This window comes from Tenacibaculum singaporense (assembly GCF_003867015.1).
GTDB lineage: Bacteria > Bacteroidota > Bacteroidia > Flavobacteriales > Flavobacteriaceae > Polaribacter > Polaribacter singaporensis.
In genome coordinates this window covers 2,297,896-2,314,734 of sequence record NZ_CP032548.1, presented here as the reverse complement: position 1 = coordinate 2,314,734, position 16,839 = coordinate 2,297,896, and the positions used below count along the sequence as shown (strand labels likewise).

The 16,839-nt window shown below is 31.1% G+C and carries 15 protein-coding genes; 9 read left to right on the top strand and 6 right to left on the bottom strand.

Going from position 1 to position 16,839, the window contains the following annotated elements:
• The first annotated feature begins 30 nt into the window (after positions 1-30).
• Positions 31-1,215: an asparagine synthetase B gene (locus tag D6T69_RS10305; RefSeq protein ID WP_125067657.1), complete on the top strand. Its 1,185-nt coding sequence runs from the start codon at positions 31-33 to the stop codon at positions 1,213-1,215.
• Here the strand turns inward: D6T69_RS10305 and D6T69_RS10300 are convergent.
• A complete protein-coding gene (locus tag D6T69_RS10300) occupies positions 1,212-2,900 on the bottom strand; it encodes an AraC family transcriptional regulator (RefSeq protein ID WP_125067656.1) in 1,689 nt (562 codons plus the stop codon). The two genes, D6T69_RS10305 and D6T69_RS10300, sit on opposite strands and share 4 nt — an antisense overlap.
• Before the next feature lie 312 nt (positions 2,901-3,212).
• Between D6T69_RS10300 and D6T69_RS10295 the strand changes: the two genes are divergently transcribed.
• The 3 genes from D6T69_RS10295 (at position 3,213) to D6T69_RS10285 (ending at position 6,196) form a co-directional block, all read left to right on the top strand.
• The gene (locus tag D6T69_RS10295) at positions 3,213-4,058 is read left to right on the top strand and encodes a transketolase (RefSeq protein ID WP_125067655.1); all 846 of its coding nucleotides are present in this window, start codon (positions 3,213-3,215) and stop codon (positions 4,056-4,058) included.
• A 143-nt stretch (positions 4,059-4,201) separates the two neighbouring features.
• Positions 4,202-5,329: an N-acetyl-alpha-D-glucosaminyl L-malate synthase BshA gene (gene bshA / locus D6T69_RS10290; protein WP_125067654.1), complete on the top strand. Its 1,128-nt coding sequence runs from the start codon at positions 4,202-4,204 to the stop codon at positions 5,327-5,329.
• 72 nt (positions 5,330-5,401) lie between these two features.
• Entirely contained in the window at positions 5,402-6,196 is a 795-nt protein-coding gene (locus D6T69_RS10285) for a patatin-like phospholipase family protein (RefSeq protein ID WP_125067653.1), read from the top strand.
• A gap of 16 nt (positions 6,197-6,212) precedes the next feature.
• On the opposite strand, the gene aroB is transcribed toward D6T69_RS10285, so the two are convergent.
• On the bottom strand, positions 6,213-7,271 hold the full coding sequence (aroB, locus tag D6T69_RS10280) for a 3-dehydroquinate synthase (RefSeq protein ID WP_125067652.1): 1,059 nt from the start codon (positions 7,269-7,271) through the stop codon (positions 6,213-6,215).
• Positions 7,272-7,373: 102 nt separating this feature from the next.
• On the opposite strand from aroB, the gene D6T69_RS10275 reads away from it, so the two are divergent.
• The 3 genes from D6T69_RS10275 (at position 7,374) to typA (ending at position 10,814) form a co-directional block, all read left to right on the top strand.
• Positions 7,374-8,540, top strand: coding sequence for a proline dehydrogenase family protein (locus D6T69_RS10275; protein WP_125067651.1), 1,167 nt, complete (start codon positions 7,374-7,376; stop codon positions 8,538-8,540).
• Positions 8,540-8,848 carry an LETM1 domain-containing protein gene (locus D6T69_RS10270; RefSeq protein WP_125067650.1) on the top strand — a complete coding sequence of 103 codons (309 nt, stop codon included), beginning with the start codon at positions 8,540-8,542 and terminating at the stop codon, positions 8,846-8,848. Before D6T69_RS10275 ends, D6T69_RS10270 begins: the two co-directional genes overlap by 1 nt.
• Before the next feature lie 193 nt (positions 8,849-9,041).
• Positions 9,042-10,814 (top strand): translational GTPase TypA, encoded by a 1,773-nt coding sequence (typA, locus tag D6T69_RS10265; RefSeq protein WP_047788868.1) that lies wholly within the window; start codon positions 9,042-9,044, stop codon positions 10,812-10,814.
• 57 nt (positions 10,815-10,871) lie between these two features.
• On the opposite strand, the gene D6T69_RS10260 is transcribed toward typA, so the two are convergent.
• The 3 genes from D6T69_RS10260 to D6T69_RS10250 form a co-directional block, all read right to left on the bottom strand.
• The gene (locus D6T69_RS10260) at positions 10,872-11,570 is read right to left on the bottom strand and encodes a LytR/AlgR family response regulator transcription factor (protein ID WP_125067649.1); all 699 of its coding nucleotides are present in this window, start codon (positions 11,568-11,570) and stop codon (positions 10,872-10,874) included.
• A gap of 4 nt (positions 11,571-11,574) precedes the next feature.
• Positions 11,575-12,363 carry a formate dehydrogenase accessory sulfurtransferase FdhD gene (fdhD, locus tag D6T69_RS10255; RefSeq protein WP_125067648.1) on the bottom strand — a complete coding sequence of 263 codons (789 nt, stop codon included), beginning with the start codon at positions 12,361-12,363 and terminating at the stop codon, positions 11,575-11,577.
• 149 nt (positions 12,364-12,512) lie between these two features.
• The gene (locus D6T69_RS10250) at positions 12,513-13,694 is read right to left on the bottom strand and encodes a class I SAM-dependent methyltransferase (RefSeq protein ID WP_125067647.1); all 1,182 of its coding nucleotides are present in this window, start codon (positions 13,692-13,694) and stop codon (positions 12,513-12,515) included.
• 133 nt (positions 13,695-13,827) lie between these two features.
• Between D6T69_RS10250 and D6T69_RS10245 the strand changes: the two genes are divergently transcribed.
• Positions 13,828-14,676 (top strand): outer membrane beta-barrel protein, encoded by an 849-nt coding sequence (locus D6T69_RS10245; RefSeq protein ID WP_125067646.1) that lies wholly within the window; start codon positions 13,828-13,830, stop codon positions 14,674-14,676.
• A 50-nt stretch (positions 14,677-14,726) separates the two neighbouring features.
• On the opposite strand, the gene rmuC is transcribed toward D6T69_RS10245, so the two are convergent.
• A complete protein-coding gene (gene rmuC, locus D6T69_RS10240; RefSeq protein ID WP_125067645.1) occupies positions 14,727-16,106 on the bottom strand; it encodes a DNA recombination protein RmuC in 1,380 nt (459 codons plus the stop codon).
• A 105-nt stretch (positions 16,107-16,211) separates the two neighbouring features.
• Between rmuC and D6T69_RS10235 the strand changes: the two genes are divergently transcribed.
• Complete coding sequence (locus tag D6T69_RS10235; RefSeq protein WP_125067644.1) at positions 16,212-16,763, top strand: 1-acyl-sn-glycerol-3-phosphate acyltransferase; 552 nt, start codon at positions 16,212-16,214, stop codon at positions 16,761-16,763.
• Positions 16,764-16,839: the final 76 nt, after the last annotated feature.

The window sequence follows — 16,839 nt, the reverse complement described above, 5'->3', positions numbered from 1 at the left end:
TCACTATGTGCATCCTTTATTTATGTACCTATGAGTGACGAAAATCAGAAGAATCATTTAAAAGCATATGGTATTGTGTACTATGCTTTAGAAAGTGGGTTAAAGGCAAAATGGTTGTTAAATTATGATGGAGGTGCTTTTTTAATTGAAAATAATGAAGCTGTTGAAAAAGAATGCAAAATACGAGGTGTATCCTATCAAATCATTTCAGATGCTAAATCAGCATTAATCTTAGAAGAAATTTCTTCGCCTTCTAAAAATCAAGAAGCAGTTACGTTAGAAAAAGCACCTAAAATAGCAGTATATTCTCCAAAAGATAAAATGCCTTGGGATGATGCCGTAACTATGGTACTGACGTATGCTGAAATTCCTTTTGATGTAGTATACGATGAAGAAGTATTGAATGATAAATTGTTACTTTATGAGTGGTTACACTTACACCATGAAGATTTTACAGGGCAATATGGACGCTTTTATGGAGCTTTTAGAACAGCACCTTGGTACATTCAACAAAAAAAAGATGCAGAAGCCTTAGCTAAGAAGTTAGGATACAGTAAAGTATCAAAAGAAAAAGGGGCAGTAGCGAAAAAAATTCGTGATTATGTAGTTGGTGGTGGATTTATGTTTGCGATGTGTTCAGCAACCGATAGTTTTGATATTGCGCTGGCCGCTGATGGCGTAGATATTTGTGAAGGAATGTTTGATGGAGATGCCTCAGAACCTAATTATCAATCAAAAATAAACTTCAATAAAACTTTTGCCTTCAAAGATTTTGAATTGATTCGTAATCCTACTACATATGAGTTTTCTTCAATAGATATGACTCGTAAACGAAGAATAAGAAAAGAAGTAGATTACTTTGTGCTAAAAGAGTTTTCTGCAAAATGGGATCAGGTACCGACTATGTTAACCCAAAATCACACCATGTTAGTGAAAGGTTTTATGGGACAAACAACATCGTTTGATCCTAACACAATAAAATCTACCATCATTGTTTTAGGAGAAAACAAAACCAATAGAGAAGGACGCTATATTCATGGAACCAAAGGAAAAGGAATGTTTACTTTTTACGGAGGCCACGACCCTGAAGATTACCAACATAGAGTAGGAGATCCTAAAACAGAATTAGATTTGCATCCAACCTCACCAGGATATCGTTTAATATTAAACAATGTATTGTTCCCTGCCGCTAAAAAGAAAAAACAAAAGACTTAATCTTTTTCAGATTTTTCTAACTCCTTAATAAAATATGAGGGTTTTATACCTGTAAATTTATAGAACGCTTTAGAAAAAGATTCAGCGTTTTTAAAACCAACTTCTTGTGCGATAGCTTTAATAGTATACTTTCTCCACAAAACATCATTTTTAAGTTTTTCAACAGCATATTCAACTCTAAGTTGATTTATATAATTAGAAAAAGAATTCTTTTTGTGTTGATTGATTATTTTTGATAAATAGCTAGTATTAGTATCTAACCTATCAGCTAATAATTGTAAGTTTATCTTTGAGCTTAAAAAATCTGTGTTTTTTTCAAAAGCTTCAAGCCCTTTCATAATAATGTTAATGGTTTCACTAGAAATTTCATGTTTATTTGTTATTGGAGAAACAAGTGGTATTTCTTTTTTATTTATAGTTTCTTTTTGATTAATTAATGCTATAAAACGCTTTTTGAAAGTTCTTTTCCTTTTAATTTGATATCCTATTAATAATAATGAAAGGAACAATAAAGAAATATAAATTATTCTATTTTTTTTAGATTCCTTGATTTCTTTTTCTAGTTTTTCTATGATCTGTTTTTTTTCTGATAGTAGGTTTGGGATGTCGTATTCATCAATAAGTGTTTTATTCACTTTATTTTTTTCATTTAATTTAAATTCTTTTACTTCTAGTAGCTTATTTATATAAAGTAGTTGCTTTTTTAGATTTTTATTTTTGTATTGGTTAATTAAATACTTGTAGGAATCTTCCAAAAATCTACTTGGAATTTTTCTAACACTAAACAAAGAGTCAGCTTTCAAATGGTATTTTAGCGATTTGCTGTAAAGACCAATTGAATCATATAGTTTAGCTACTTTTGTGTATGTACTTGCCAGTATTCTATAATTTTCATCATTTTTTATGGCAGGTATAGATTTTAAATAAGATTTTAAAGCTTTTTCATGTTCTTTTTTCTTTTGATATATAAGACCTAGAGAGAAATAAGAATACCCCAAACTAACACTATCATTTATTTTTTTATATAGGCTAACAGCCCGGTTGTTATACAGTAAAGAAGAATCTATTTCATTAAGATTCCTGTATTCTATTGTCAAGTTTATAAGGAGGCTAGAAAAGAAGTCATCTTTTGCTAACAGGTTTTCTTTTAAAGCAAAATAATATACTTGTTTATATAAGTTTAAAGCCTTTTTCTTTTGACCTATGGAATTATAAATAGTCCCCATTAAATATAATGCCTTATTTTTTAGATATAAATTTTTATGTTTATCTATTATTTGATTCGCATTTATAAGCTCCTTCAAAGCTTTACTATTTTGTCTTTTATGGAATAAAAAAGTTGCTTTTTTAATATATATATTAGCAGGGAAATTTTTGTTTGGTATTTTCTTTGTTATGTCTATTAGAGAGTCACAAAAATTTAAATAAACTTTTTCATTATTTAGGATATCAGCCAAATAATACTTTCCTGACATCATTCGTATAGTATCTTTTTCTTTCAACGCTTTAGAGAAAAACTTTTTTGCATAAGTGGTTGCTTTTAATGTATCAGGCTTACTAGCATAAAAAAGCTCAGATAATTCTTCAAAACTTTTCTCTAGTAAAGTGTCTTTTTTTGTATGGTTTTGAGAATACACTTTTAAGCTTAGTACAATAACATGAAGTAAAACAAGTATCTTTTTCATAAAAATTAGCGAATTGGAAAGCAAAAATACCAAAAAAACATGTTTTTATTAAGTATCTGTAATTGAGTTTTTTATATGTTTTTAAAAGTCGTTTTTTATAAAATCCGTGTACCATTGTTTGTATATAAAACAAACAAATAAGTTATTTGGACCACGTAAATAAAGGGTTCAACAACGATTCATTAGAAAGGGAAAATTAAACGAAAAAGAAAACTTAATTTATATGAACCCTTTTTCTTTTTACTTAAATAAAAAAGTAATTGCTCATTTTTACATAATCAATTACATTTGTGGGCATAAAACAAAACAATAATGCCAACAACACAACAATTACAAGAGTTTACACAACAAGTTCGTAGAGACATTGTACGCATGGTACATGCTGTAAATTCAGGACATCCAGGAGGTTCTTTAGGGTGTGCAGAATTTTTTACGTGTTTATACCAAGAAATCATGGACTATTCTACTGATTTTTCTATGGATGGTAAAAACGAAGATTTATTCTTTTTATCAAACGGACACATTTCGCCAGTTTATTATAGTGTTTTAGCTCGTAGTGGGTTTTTCCCAGTAGCCGAATTAGAAACATTTAGAAAATTAGACTCTCGTTTACAAGGGCACCCAACTACACACGAACATTTACCAGGAGTGCGTATTGCTTCAGGATCGTTAGGCCAGGGTATGAGTGTTGCTATTGGTGCAGCCCAAGCAAAAAAGTTAGATGGTGATAACAAAACTGTATATTCTTTACACGGAGATGGTGAGTTACAAGAAGGACAAATTTGGGAAGCTGTAATGTATGCAGCAGCTAAAAAGGTTGATAACTTAATTTCTACCGTAGATGTAAATGAAAAGCAAATTGATGGATCTACTGATGAAGTTTTAGCTATGGGAAGCTTAAAAGCTAAATTTGAAGCTTTCGGTTGGGATGTTGTAGAAATTGCAGAAGGAAACAATGTAGAAGCTATTTTAGCAGGAATGGCAGAAGCAAAATCTAGAACAGGAAAAGGTAAGCCAGTTTGTGTATTATTACGCACAGAAATGGGGAATGGAGTTGATTTTATGATGCACACCCATGCATGGCATGGTAAAGCACCTAATGATGAGCAGTTAGAGGTTGCTTTAGCTCAAAATCCAGAAACTTTAGGAGATTACTAAATAAAGAACGTAGTTAAATATTTTAAACGCCATTACAAAGTTGTAATGGCGTTTTTATTTTATGAAAATCTTTACAAAAAAAAGTAAGTAATACCGTAAATTTACGTCAGTAATCATATTAAAAAAATAATCAACAGATACACATGAAAATAGGAATTGTATGTTATCCTACCTTTGGAGGAAGTGGAGTAGTAGCAACTGAATTAGGAATGGCATTAGCAGATAAAGGACACGAAGTACACTTTATAACGTACAATCAGCCAGTTCGATTAGATTTTTTTTCTCATCGGTTACATTTTCATGAAGTTGTTTTAGAAGAATACCCGTTATTTCAATACCAACCTTATGAATTAGCGTTGTCGAGTAAAATGGTAGAGGTAGTACAAAAGTACGATCTAGAAGTATTGCACGTTCACTATGCTATTCCGCATGCCTATGCTGCTTATATGGCAAAAAAAATGCTTCAAGATAAAGGAATTGACGTAAAAGTGGTAACAACATTGCACGGTACCGATATTACTTTGGTAGGAAGTCATCCAACCTACAAAACCGCAGTAGAATTTAGTATAAATAAATCAGATGAAGTTACAGCGGTATCTAACAGTTTAAAAGAAGATACACTTAGATTATTTAATATTGAAAAAGATATTAAAGTAGTATATAACTTTATTGATGGTGAAAAATATGATAAAGCACATGAAGGAGAATGTAAAAGAGTAGCCTTAGCGCAACCAGAAGAAAGAATTTTAACGCACATAAGTAATTTTAGACCAGTTAAACGTACCGACGATGTAATTCGAATTTTTAATAAGGTTCAAAAAGAAATTCCTTCAAAATTACTTATGGTTGGTGATGGTCCAGAACGTTTAAAAGCAGAAAACTTAGCTAAAGAACTAGAAATAGAAGACAAAGTATTGTTTATGGGAAATAGTACAGAGGTGGCAAAAATATTATGTTATACCGATGTGTTTTTATTACCGTCTGAAACAGAAAGCTTCGGATTAGCAGCTTTGGAAGCAATGGCAGCAAGTACACCTGTTATCTCTACAAATACAGGAGGGTTACCAGAAGTAAACATTGATGGTGTAACTGGTTTTTTAAGTGAACTAGGTGATATTGAGGGTATGGCTAACAATGCTATTAATATTTTAAAAGATGAAGAAGTTTTAAACGAATTTAAAGAGAACGCTAAAGAACATATCAAGTTATTTTCACTAGATAATATATTACCTGCTTATGAAAGACTTTATAAAAAGTGTTATGTAAGTTAAACTTACTATAATTCAATTAAGAATTATTATGCTATATTTAATAAAAAAATAAAAGCTAACAATTAGAGAAAGATGATTAAAGAAAAGTATCAATGCTCTCTTGAAAAAATAAAAACCTTAGATGCTAAAGTACCTATCAACTTGGTATTAAGTGGAGGAGCGGAAAAAGGAGTAGCCCATATTGCATTATTAGAAAAACTAGAAGAATTAAATATCAAAATTAATGCTATTTCAGCATGTAGTTCTGGTTCATTAGTTGGATCTATGTATGCTTCTGGTATGAGACCACAAGAAATTTTGAACTTCTTTAAAACCACTGAAATATTTCAGTTTTCTTGGATAACCATAGCAAAACCAGGAATTTTTAATTCTTCAAATTATGCAAGACTAATAGAAGATAAGATAAAACCGACATTTGAAGAGTTGAATATCCCTTTAACAGTTTCTACAACCAATTTGAATAAAGGAACTACCCAGTATTTTTATAAAGGCGACTTGTTAAAACCAGTTTTAGCTTCTTGTGCATTACCTGGTTTATTCAACCCTATAAAAATGAATGATATGCTATATTCTGATGGAGGAATTATAGACAACTTTCCAACTACACCATTCAAAGATTCTGAATATCCTATTGTAGGGAGTTATGTAGTATATCCTTCTGAAAAAACTAGCGAAGAATTAAATACAACTTTAAAAGTTTTAGCGCATACATCTAAACTTTTAATGCTTTCTTCTGAAGAGCATAAATTCTTTAAAACATACGCAACTATTTGTTTCCCTTTAGGCGAATTTAGCGGGTTTACTACTAAAGAAGTAGATGCTATTTATGAAACAGCCAAGAAATATATAGAAGAAAAATTAAAATAAAGAGGTATAAAAACTCTTATAAATTATAAAATTGTAAGCTTTCTTTAATTAAATCATCAGAAGCTTTGCTGTTTATTTTAAAATCTTCATAATCGTTAAGGAGCACAAAGTTAATTTCTCCTCCTATATTCTTTTTATCATGTTTCATCAATTCAAGAATAGGCTGAAAATCACCTTCAGATAAAACTACTTTACCATAAATTTTGATAATAGTATCTTTTACTTCAGAGACTTTATCTTCTGGAAATTCTAAAACTTTTGCTGACAAGTAAGCTTCGCAAACCATTCCAATGGCAATAGCTTCACCATGTGTTAAGGCTTCTTTTTTCGGGTTCTCTAAAAAATAAGACTCTACACCATGCCCAATAGTATGTCCCCAGTTTAAAACCTTACGAACACCTTGTTCTTTAGGGTCTTCTAAAACAACTTCATTCTTAATTTCTATCGAACGATGAATCAAATCAACAATATTAAGTTTATCGTTATCTTTAATTTCATTAAATAACTTGATGTCGTGGGTCATTCCATATTTAATAATTTCCGCAGTACCAGAACGAATTTCTCTAGGAGTTACGGTGTGTAAGTATTCAGAATCAATAATAATCAATTCAGGGTTGGCAAATACACCAATCTGGTTTTTTAAAACACCTAAATCAACTCCTGTTTTTCCACCTACAGAAGCATCTACCATGCTTAATAAGGTTGTAGGAATATTCACAAAATCAATTCCACGTTTAAATGTAGATGCAACAAAACCACCTAAATCAGTAATCACACCACCACCTAAGGTAATTAATAAACTTTTTCTATCAGCTCCTAATTCAGTCATTACATTCCAAACCTCCATACAAGTTTCTATGTTTTTATGAACTTCACCAGCATCAATTTGAATGACTTCAATAGGTTTATCGGTAGCAAATAACTGTATAAATCGAGGATAGCAACAGTCTAAAGTGTTGTCATCCACTAAAATAAAAACTGAAGAATAGTTTCTTTCAGAAACTAAAGAAGTTAATTCATTATAGCCTTTTTCTTCAAAATGAATAGGGTATGTTGCTGCGTTAATTGTGGTCATAATAACAAAAAAATATAAGGCGAAATTAAATAGAAAAAATTAAAATATATCAGTCTACTCAATTATATTTGTCTCTATAAATAAAGATATAATATTACCTCGATAATGAGACTTTTTGATAATACAGAAACTGCTTTTAAATTAAAATCTGACTCAGAGTTAGAACGTGCATATTTTTTGTTTAAAATGATTCAGAGCCAACCAATGGTTCGAATAGGTACAGCGGTAACAAACTTTGCTTTAAAAGCACACTTACCAGTTGAAGGATTAATCCGTTCAACAGTTTTTGATCATTTTTGTGGAGGAGTAAGTGAAGATGATTGTTTACCTAATATCGAAAAAATGTACGAACAAGGTAATGTACATAGTGTTTTAGATTATTCAGTAGAAGGAAAGGAAGATGAAGCCCAATTTGATGATGCTTTAAAAATGACGTTGAAAACGATCAATTTTGCTGAAGAAAAGCAATCTATACCTTATGCAGTTTTTAAGCCAACAGGTTTTGGACGTTTTGACTTGTATCAAAAATTAACTGAAGGAAAAGAGTTAACTTCAGAAGAAAAAGTAGAGTGGGATAGAGTTGTAGAACGTTTTCATACCGTATGTAAAGCTGCAAAAGAAAAAGATGTTCCATTACTAATTGACGCAGAGGAAAGCTGGATGCAAGATGCTGCAGATAATTTAATTGAAGAGTTAATGGAAATTTACAATAAAGAAAAAGCCATTGTTTTCAATACGCTACAAATGTATCGTCATGATCGTATGGAATATCTGCGAAACTTACACCAAAGAGCTCACCAAAAAGGATATCATATTGGAATGAAAGTTGTTCGTGGAGCTTATATGGAAAAAGAGCGTGAAAGGGCTAAAGAAAATGGTTACGAGTCTCCTATATGTGTGGATAAACAAGCAACGGATGACAATTATAATGAAGCAGTTCGTTATATGATGGATCATAAAAACATGGCAATTTTTGCAGGAACTCACAATGAAGAAAGCTCATATTTATTAATGGATTTAGCTAAAGAACATAATATTGCTAAAGACGATAAACGCATGTGGTTTGGACAACTTTATGGTATGAGTGATCATATTAGTTTCAATTTGGCCAAAGAAGGATATAATGTAGCGAAGTATGTTCCATTCGGACCCGTTCGTGATGTGATGCCATATTTAATTCGTAGAGCAGAAGAAAACACTTCAGTAGCTGGGCAAACTTCCAGAGAATTGAATTTACTTAAAACTGAAAAAGCACGTAGAAAGCTTTAATGAATACAGTTGATGAAATAAAAGAAGCTATCTATAAAAACAAAAAAAGATTAGCTAAGGAACTCCAAGAAAGCAGGGAGCTTATATTTCTTGTTAGAAAATCACTAACAACTTCATTAACTGACGAAGAAAAGGCAAAAGTAAAAGAGCAAACACTTGATATTTGTAAAGCAATTCCTGCTTTCACTGTGTTTATGCTTCCTGGTGGAGCTTTACTTTTGCCTTTACTTATAAAATTAATTCCAGACATTTTACCAAGTGCTTTTAAGGAAGATGATGAGGAGTTAGAAAACTCTAAACTAGAGTAACTTCACTATAAATTATGTTTTTTATCTGAATTAAGATGAAAAATAAAAATCTCAATACTCTTTAAAAATAAGAGAAAATCATATAAAATGACGTTTTCACAACGCATTAAATGAAACATTACGAATTCATAAATAAAATTTCGTAAATCGTAAACAATAAAACACTACTTTTGCAGCTTCAAAATAAGCACGAATGCAATCAATAAGAAATATTGCTATTATAGCACACGTTGACCACGGAAAGACAACCTTGGTAGACAAAATTATAGATCAAGCTAAAATTTTAGATGAACGTAAAGAGCGTACTGATTTATTATTAGATAATAACGACTTAGAGCGTGAACGTGGTATTACCATTTTATCTAAAAACGTATCAGTAAACTATAAAGGAGTTAAAATTAATGTAATTGATACTCCTGGTCACGCCGATTTTGGTGGAGAAGTAGAACGTGTACTAAAAATGGCAGATGGAGTTTTATTATTGGTTGATGCTTTTGAAGGACCAATGCCACAAACTCGTTTTGTATTAGGAAAAGCAATTGAGTTGGGGTTAACTCCTATCGTAGTAGTAAACAAGGTAGATAAAGAAAACTGTACGCCAGATTTAGTACACGAAAAAGTATTTGATTTAATGTTTGCTTTAGAAGCAAATGAAGATCAATTAGACTTTACAACTATTTATGGTTCAGCCAAAAATGGATGGATGAGTACAGATTGGCAAAAACCAACTGAAGATATTGTTCCTTTGTTAGATGCTGTTTTAGAAACAATTCCAGAAGCACCATATCGTGAAGGATCTCCACAAATGCAAATTACATCGTTAGATTATTCTTCATTTAAAGGAAGAATAGCTATTGGACGTGTATACCGAGGAGATTTAGAAAAAAACAAAGACTATATGCTTTGTAAAGCAGATGGAAGCACTAAAAAAGTCCGCATTAAAGAGCTACACGTTTTTGAAGGAATGGGTAAAGCTGAAGCAGACAAAGTTCGTAGTGGAGATATTTGTGCAGTAACAGGTTTAGATGACTTTGAAATTGGTGATACGATTGCCGATGTAGATAATCCAGAAGCTTTACCAAGAATTGAAGTAGATCAACCTACTATGAGTATGTTATTTACTATTAATAACTCTCCATTCTTTGGTAAAGAAGGTAAGTTTGTAACTTCTCGTCACTTACGTGATCGCTTATTTAAGGAGATGGAGAAAAACTTAGCTTTACGTGTTGATGAAACAGATACAGAGGATAAATTTAACGTTTTCGGACGTGGTGTATTACACTTATCTGTATTAATTGAAACGATGCGTCGTGAAGGATACGAATTACAAGTAGGTCGTCCTCAAGTAATTTTAAAAGAGATTGACGGAGTTAAGTGTGAACCATACGAAACATTATCAATTGATGTTCCTGAAGATGTAGCTTCTAAAGCAATTAACTTAGTTTCTTTACGTAAAGGAGACTTATTAGTAATGGAGCCAAAAGGAGATTTACAACATTTAGAGTTTACCATTCCATCAAGAGGGTTAATTGGTTTACGTAATAAAATATTAACAGCAACAGCTGGTCAAGCAATTATAAACCACCGATTCAGCGAATATGGACCTTATAAAGGAGAGTTTGCAGAAGAATTAAAAGGTGCTATTGTTTCTTCAGAAACAGGAAAAGCAACCGCTTATGCTATTGACCGTTTACAAGACAGAGGACGTTTCTTTATTGATCCTAACCAAGAGATTTACAAAGGTCAGGTTGTAGGTGAAAATGCCAAGGCAGATGATATGGCTGTAAACTTAATTAAAGGAAAAAAGTTAACAAACGTACGTGCTTCAGGTTCTGATGATGGTGTGAAAATTGCTCCAAAAATCGATTTCTCATTAGAAGAATGTATGGAGTATATTAGACCAGATGAGTACTTAGAAGTTACTCCAGAAAGTTTACGTATGCGTAAAATTAACTTTGTAAAATAATACAACCTACTTTAGGTAAAAACATAAAAACCACCTGTAATTCAGGTGGTTTTTTATTTAAAACCATTTTTCTTTTATGCTTTTATATTTAGTTCTCCCGATAGGAATACGAGTCCCGTTTTTCAACTCGGCTATATATTTGCTACCAGGTTCTACAATAATTTCTTTTATTTCAGTCATTTTGACTAAGTACGATTTATGGATACGTTCAAAAGAAGGAGATAACAGCTGTTCTAGTTTTTCGAGTGACTTGTCATGTAACTCTTTTTTTTCATCTTTTAAAAAGAGTTCTGTATAAACACCAGCTCCTTTGATGTAAAGTACATCTTCCATAGGAATTAACTGTACTTTTTGTCGTTTTTTTACAGCTAAGAATTTAACTGTATTTATAGTTACTTTTTCTTTTGTACTAATTCTATTTATAGCTTGTTCTAGTCGATCTCTATTAAAAGGTTTAGGAACAAAATCCAGGACTCCATATTCAAAAGCTGTAATTGCTTGATTTTTATAGGCAGAAATAACTATCGTATGAAACGATTTAGAAACTGCGGTTGTAAGTAGGTCAAAGCCATTGTCACCGTTAAGGTTTAAATCCAAAAGGATAAGATCCAATGTATTATTTTCAATAAACCGTAATGCTTCATGAAGTGTATTCGCGTATTTTAACGATTGTAAGGTATCGCCCAAAATATCACGAGTCATTCGTTCGATTCTTTTGGCAATTCTTGATTCATCTTCTACAATTAAAATGTTCATTTTCTTAAGAATAGATAGTCATTTTGTGATCTCTGCTAAAACCTATAAGAAAAATTCCAAATTCTTTTGCAAAATCTACAGCTAAAGAAGAGCATGCTGAAACTGCAATTATTATTGGTATTTTAGCTAAGAAAGCCTTAGAAACTATTTCGTAAGAAACCCTTCCACTAACTAACATGTAATTAGCTTCTTTTAATTTATTTTGAATGATTAAGTCACCAACACATTTATCTACAGCATTGTGACGACCGATATCTTCTTTAATAGTTAATAATTCTTCTTTTTTATTGAAAACTGCACAAGCGTGACTGCCTCCTGTAATTTTAAACAAACTTTGTTTGCAATTCATTTTCAAAGATATACGGCTTGTTACCTCTATTAATTCTTTAATATTAGTTTTAGTGCTGTTTTTTAGGGTGTTACCCTCTATACGTACGTCTTTTAATTCTTTTTTCCCACAAATTCCACATGAGGAAACCGATAAAAGAGTACGCTTATTTAAGTAACCTTTTCCTAATTTTTCCTTAGGGATTTCTACATTTAGTATTGTAGAAAAGTCCTTTTCATTTTTAATTATCTCTATTTTTACTTCACTTTGTTTTTTGTAAATATCTTCTGCATATAATAAACCTCTTACTAATTCTTCATCATTACCTGGGGTTCTCATAACGACAGTATATGGTTCTTCGTTGATGTTTATTTGTAAAGGAGCTTCTATAACAAGAGTGTCATCAAATTTTTCTATAGAATTAGTAGAAAGTTTAATGGATTGATAGCTTTGTGTCTGTTTCATGATAAAACAAATGTAGATAAAAAAGAAAAGCCCTGATGTTAATCAAGGCTTTTAGTATGTTTTATTACCCCTAAACAATAAAACATACTTTTCGATAGGGGCTTCTATCAATTAGGTAAACGATAAATTATAAGTAATAGTATAAAGGACTAATCAATTTTTGTGCAGTTAACAACTATTAATTCGTTGTTAAGGTTTGTGGTAAAAAAAAGGTAAGTACTTCCTCCATCTTTTAATTTTGTTTCTTTTCTAATTTGAGCTACTGTTTTTGGGAAATTACGTGTTGTAACGTTTGCTTTAGTTTCAGTTATTTGCTTTTTTATCTTTTTTTTATTGTAGGTAAATACATTGTTGATTTCAAAGATTCTTCCCGGAAAATCTTCAGCTAAATTTTCTGAAGTATAAAGGTGAGAATGTTGATGTAGTTTGTTTACTTTTTGTTGGTTTGCTACTTGGTTAAACCCTCCTGACTTTAAAATAGCAGCGTTAGGTTCGTAAAGATATTTAAGAGGTAAAGAATAATCAAAATTAAAACTGTCTTTCGTATTGAATGAAAAATGTTGAATACTGTTTTTCAAAATATTACATGTTTTTATCTCGACTGATTGTTTAATATTTTTCTTTAATAGAAAAAGTAACTCTTTTACCTCATTATTCACTGCTACAACATGAATCTCGTTTACACATTTTAGTTCGTTAATAGTTGAAGTAATGTCTAGGATAGGAGAATTTTTGATTAGAATCGTATTCGATTTTTCGAATAAAAAATCTAAGTTTTCAGGTACATTAGGTAAACAATCACTTAGTAAAAAAACTTTCCCTTTTGTGTCACTTCTCCGAGAAGGATCAATATAGATACAATCAAATTTTTCAGAAGTGGTTTTTAAATATTCTAATCCATCTGTAGCAACAGATTTAATATTTGAAATGTTTATTTGTTCGTAATTGTAAGAAACAGTCTCTGAAAGTTCTTTGTTTATTTCACAATGTACAACCTTTTTAAATCGTTTAGAAAAAGCATAACAATCAACACCAAAACCTCCTGTAATATCAATTATAGAACTTCCATTAACTAACTTTGATTTGTATTCAGCTGTTACTTCAGAAGAAGTTTGTTCGATACTTAGTTTGGGAGGATAATAAATGTTTTTTGTATGAAACCAAGTTGGTAATTTTTTTTCTGATTTTTGTTTTGCTATAATTTGATTGGCTAGTTCTTGAACAGAGACATCTTTAAAGGGACTTCCTTTAAAAATAAATTGTTCTATGTTTACTTTTAAGTTATCATTAATATAACTCTGAACCTCAGTGTGTAAAATATTTTTATTCAAAAAACAATTCGTTTTAATAAAGCTTTTAACCGCAATAATACTAATAATTTAACAGTAATAAAGTCTCGTTAATCCTAGATTTTTACTACGTTTGTTTACTTATTATCAATTTAAAGTTAACAAATAATTTATTATGAAAAAAAGTATTTTAATGTTTGCTATGATTTTAGCAACAGTAAGTGCAAGTGCTCAATTTTATGTTTCTGCTAGTGGAGGGTATTCTATATCTAGTGCAGGAGTAAGGTTTGGAACTGAAACAACAACTGCAGGAGTAGAGAACACTTACGGTAGTTATGGAGAAGGTATGCACACTCAATTAAGAGGTGGATATTTTTTTAATGACACTTTTGGTGTAGAAGTAGGTGTTGGGTATTTAAATGGGGCAGATCAAACTTCTCTTTTAGTTGATTTACCTGCTCAAGCTCAATATATAAATATTGAAGCTAGAGGTAAAGCTTATGGAGCATCTGCCTCGTTGGTTTATAAATTTACTAATAACATTTATGGACGTTTTGGAGCCTTAATTAAGGTAGGAGGAAAAACTGAATCTGATGGAAAAATAAAAATGGCACTATCTCAAACAGAAATGCTTAACGTTGATTACACCCAAGATTACGAAGGACGTTTACCTTTAGGATTTATTGGTGCTGTTGGATATAAGTATGACTTAAGTGATAAAGTGTCTCTTTTTGCAGAATTAGAATACATGGGAATTAGTGTTACTAGAGATACTTCAGAGATTACTGAATTTTCAGCAAATGTTAATGGAGAAGCAAGATCTATAGAGCAAGTAAAAGCTATTTTCGCTAATCACCCTAACGCTCAATATAATCCTTTAGCTGCTGTATTTAACAAAAATATAGAGTATGTTGATGAGTTGCCTTTTGGTGCAAATCCAGCTGGAGAAAAGCAATTATCTCAAAAAGTTCCTTATTCTTCTTTTGGAATTAATATTGGTGCTACTTTCTATTTCGGAAAATAATTTCTGTATTATATAAAATTTAAAAGCTGTCTTTTTTAAGGCAGCTTTTTTTATTCGTCATTATCTTGAGCTCGTTCGAGAATTTTTTCAGGTAGCGCTTTTTTAGCTTTGGCTCCCATTTTCTTGAGCTTTTCTACACTTGTAATTAAGTTTCCTCTACCTTCTACTAGTTTATTCATAGCTGCGGCATAATCGGCTTTAGTACCATCTATTTTCTTACCAATATTTACTAAGTCGGTTAGTAAGCCTTGAAATTTATCATATAAAGCACCTGCTTGTCGTGCAATTTCTAAAGCATTACGTTGCTGTTTTTCGTTATTCCACATGGTATCAATAGTACGTAAGGTAGCTAGTAAAGTAGTCGGAGTAACAATAACAATATTCCTTTCAAAAGCTTTATTATATAAAGTATTGTCTTCATTTAAAGCTACTGCAAAAGCTGGTTCAATAGGCACAAACAGTAATACAAAATCAGGAGACTCTATTTTATAAATATCCTCATACTTTTTTTCTGAAAGCTGCTCAACATGTCGCTTTAATGAGTTTACATGTTCTTTTACAAAACGTTCTTTTTCAATATCATCTTCACTATTTACATATTGTTCATAAGCAGTTAAAGATACTTTAGAGTCGACTACCATTTTTTTGTTGTCTGGCAGGTGAATCACTACATCCGGCATAATACGCTTACCTTCATCATTGGTAAAAGATTGTTGCACAAAGTATTCTCTGTCTTTTTCTAAACCAGATTTCTCTAAGACACGTTCTAAGACTAATTCTCCCCAATTTCCTTGAGTTTTACTATCACCTTTCAAAGCTTTGGTTAGGTTTAATGTTTCCTTACTCATTTGAGCGTTTAACTCTTTTAACCCTAACAATTGCTCTTTTAAAGCAGAATGCATTGAAATACTTTCTTTTTGAGTGTCTTCAACCTTCTTTTCAAAGGTTTGAATTTTTTCTTGAAGCGGATTTAAAATATCCTTTATGTTTTTCTTGTTCTGCTCAGTAAATTTATTCGATTTCTCGTCTAGAATTTTGTTCGCTAAATTTTCAAACTCTTTGGTAAACTTATCCTGTAGCTTTTCTACTTCTTCTTTATTTTCATTTAGCTTTAATTGTAAATTTTTCAATTCCTCATTTTTTCTAGCTAATTCAAGAGCAGTAAACTCTTTTTCACGACGTAATTCACTATTTTCTTTAGTTTTTTCGTCTAATCTATTTAAAAAGTCTTCCTTTTGCTGAGAAAATAACTCTTCCTTTTCTTTTTTCTGAATTTCAAAATTAGCTTGATGGTTTTGTAGGGTTACAATCTCTTTTTCTAAATCAGAAGTTTGTTGTTTAAACTTCAATTTAGAGAGTAAGTTTCCAATAACAAACCCAATTAGTAAGGTGCTAGCAGCAGTCAAAATAAGTAAGAGAGTGGTATTCATTAGAATAAATAAAAGGTTATTAAGTGAACAAATATAGGACAAGATAGGTTAAAATTATTTGATTTTTGTAGGGAAAATCGTATCATTGAACTTTATACCTAGTAAATGATATCTAAATTTATATTTCACAAAGTTTTAGGCTGGAAGGTAGTTGGAGATTTTCCAAGAAACTTAAAAAAATACGTTGTTATTGGAGCTCCACATACCAGTTGGAAAGACTTTCCAATTGCTATTTTGGCTAGAAATACTATTGGCGTAAAAATTAACTTTATAGGTAAGGCTTCGTTATTTAAACCTCCTTTTGGTTTTATTTTTAGAGCTTTAGGGGGAGCTCCTGTTGATAGAAGTAAAAGTACGAATAAGGTGGATGCAATAGTATCGGTTTTTAATCAGCATGATGAATTCCGGTTGGCGCTGTCTCCTGAGGGGACTCGTGCTAAAGTAGCTTCATGGAAAACCGGATTTTATTACATCGCAAAAGGAGCCAATGTACCTGTGGTAATGTTTGCTTTCGATTTTAAAAATAAACAAATTATAATAGCACCTCCTTATTACTTAACAGATGATATGAACGCTGATATGAATCATTTTTATGATTTTTATAGAGATATTAAAGGAGCAAAACCAGAGTTGTTCTCTGTACCCGATAAAGAGTAAAACAAACGTTAAATACTCTTATTTACTTGAAAATTTTACGATATTTAAGTATCTTGTAGAAGGTTTAAAAACAGTA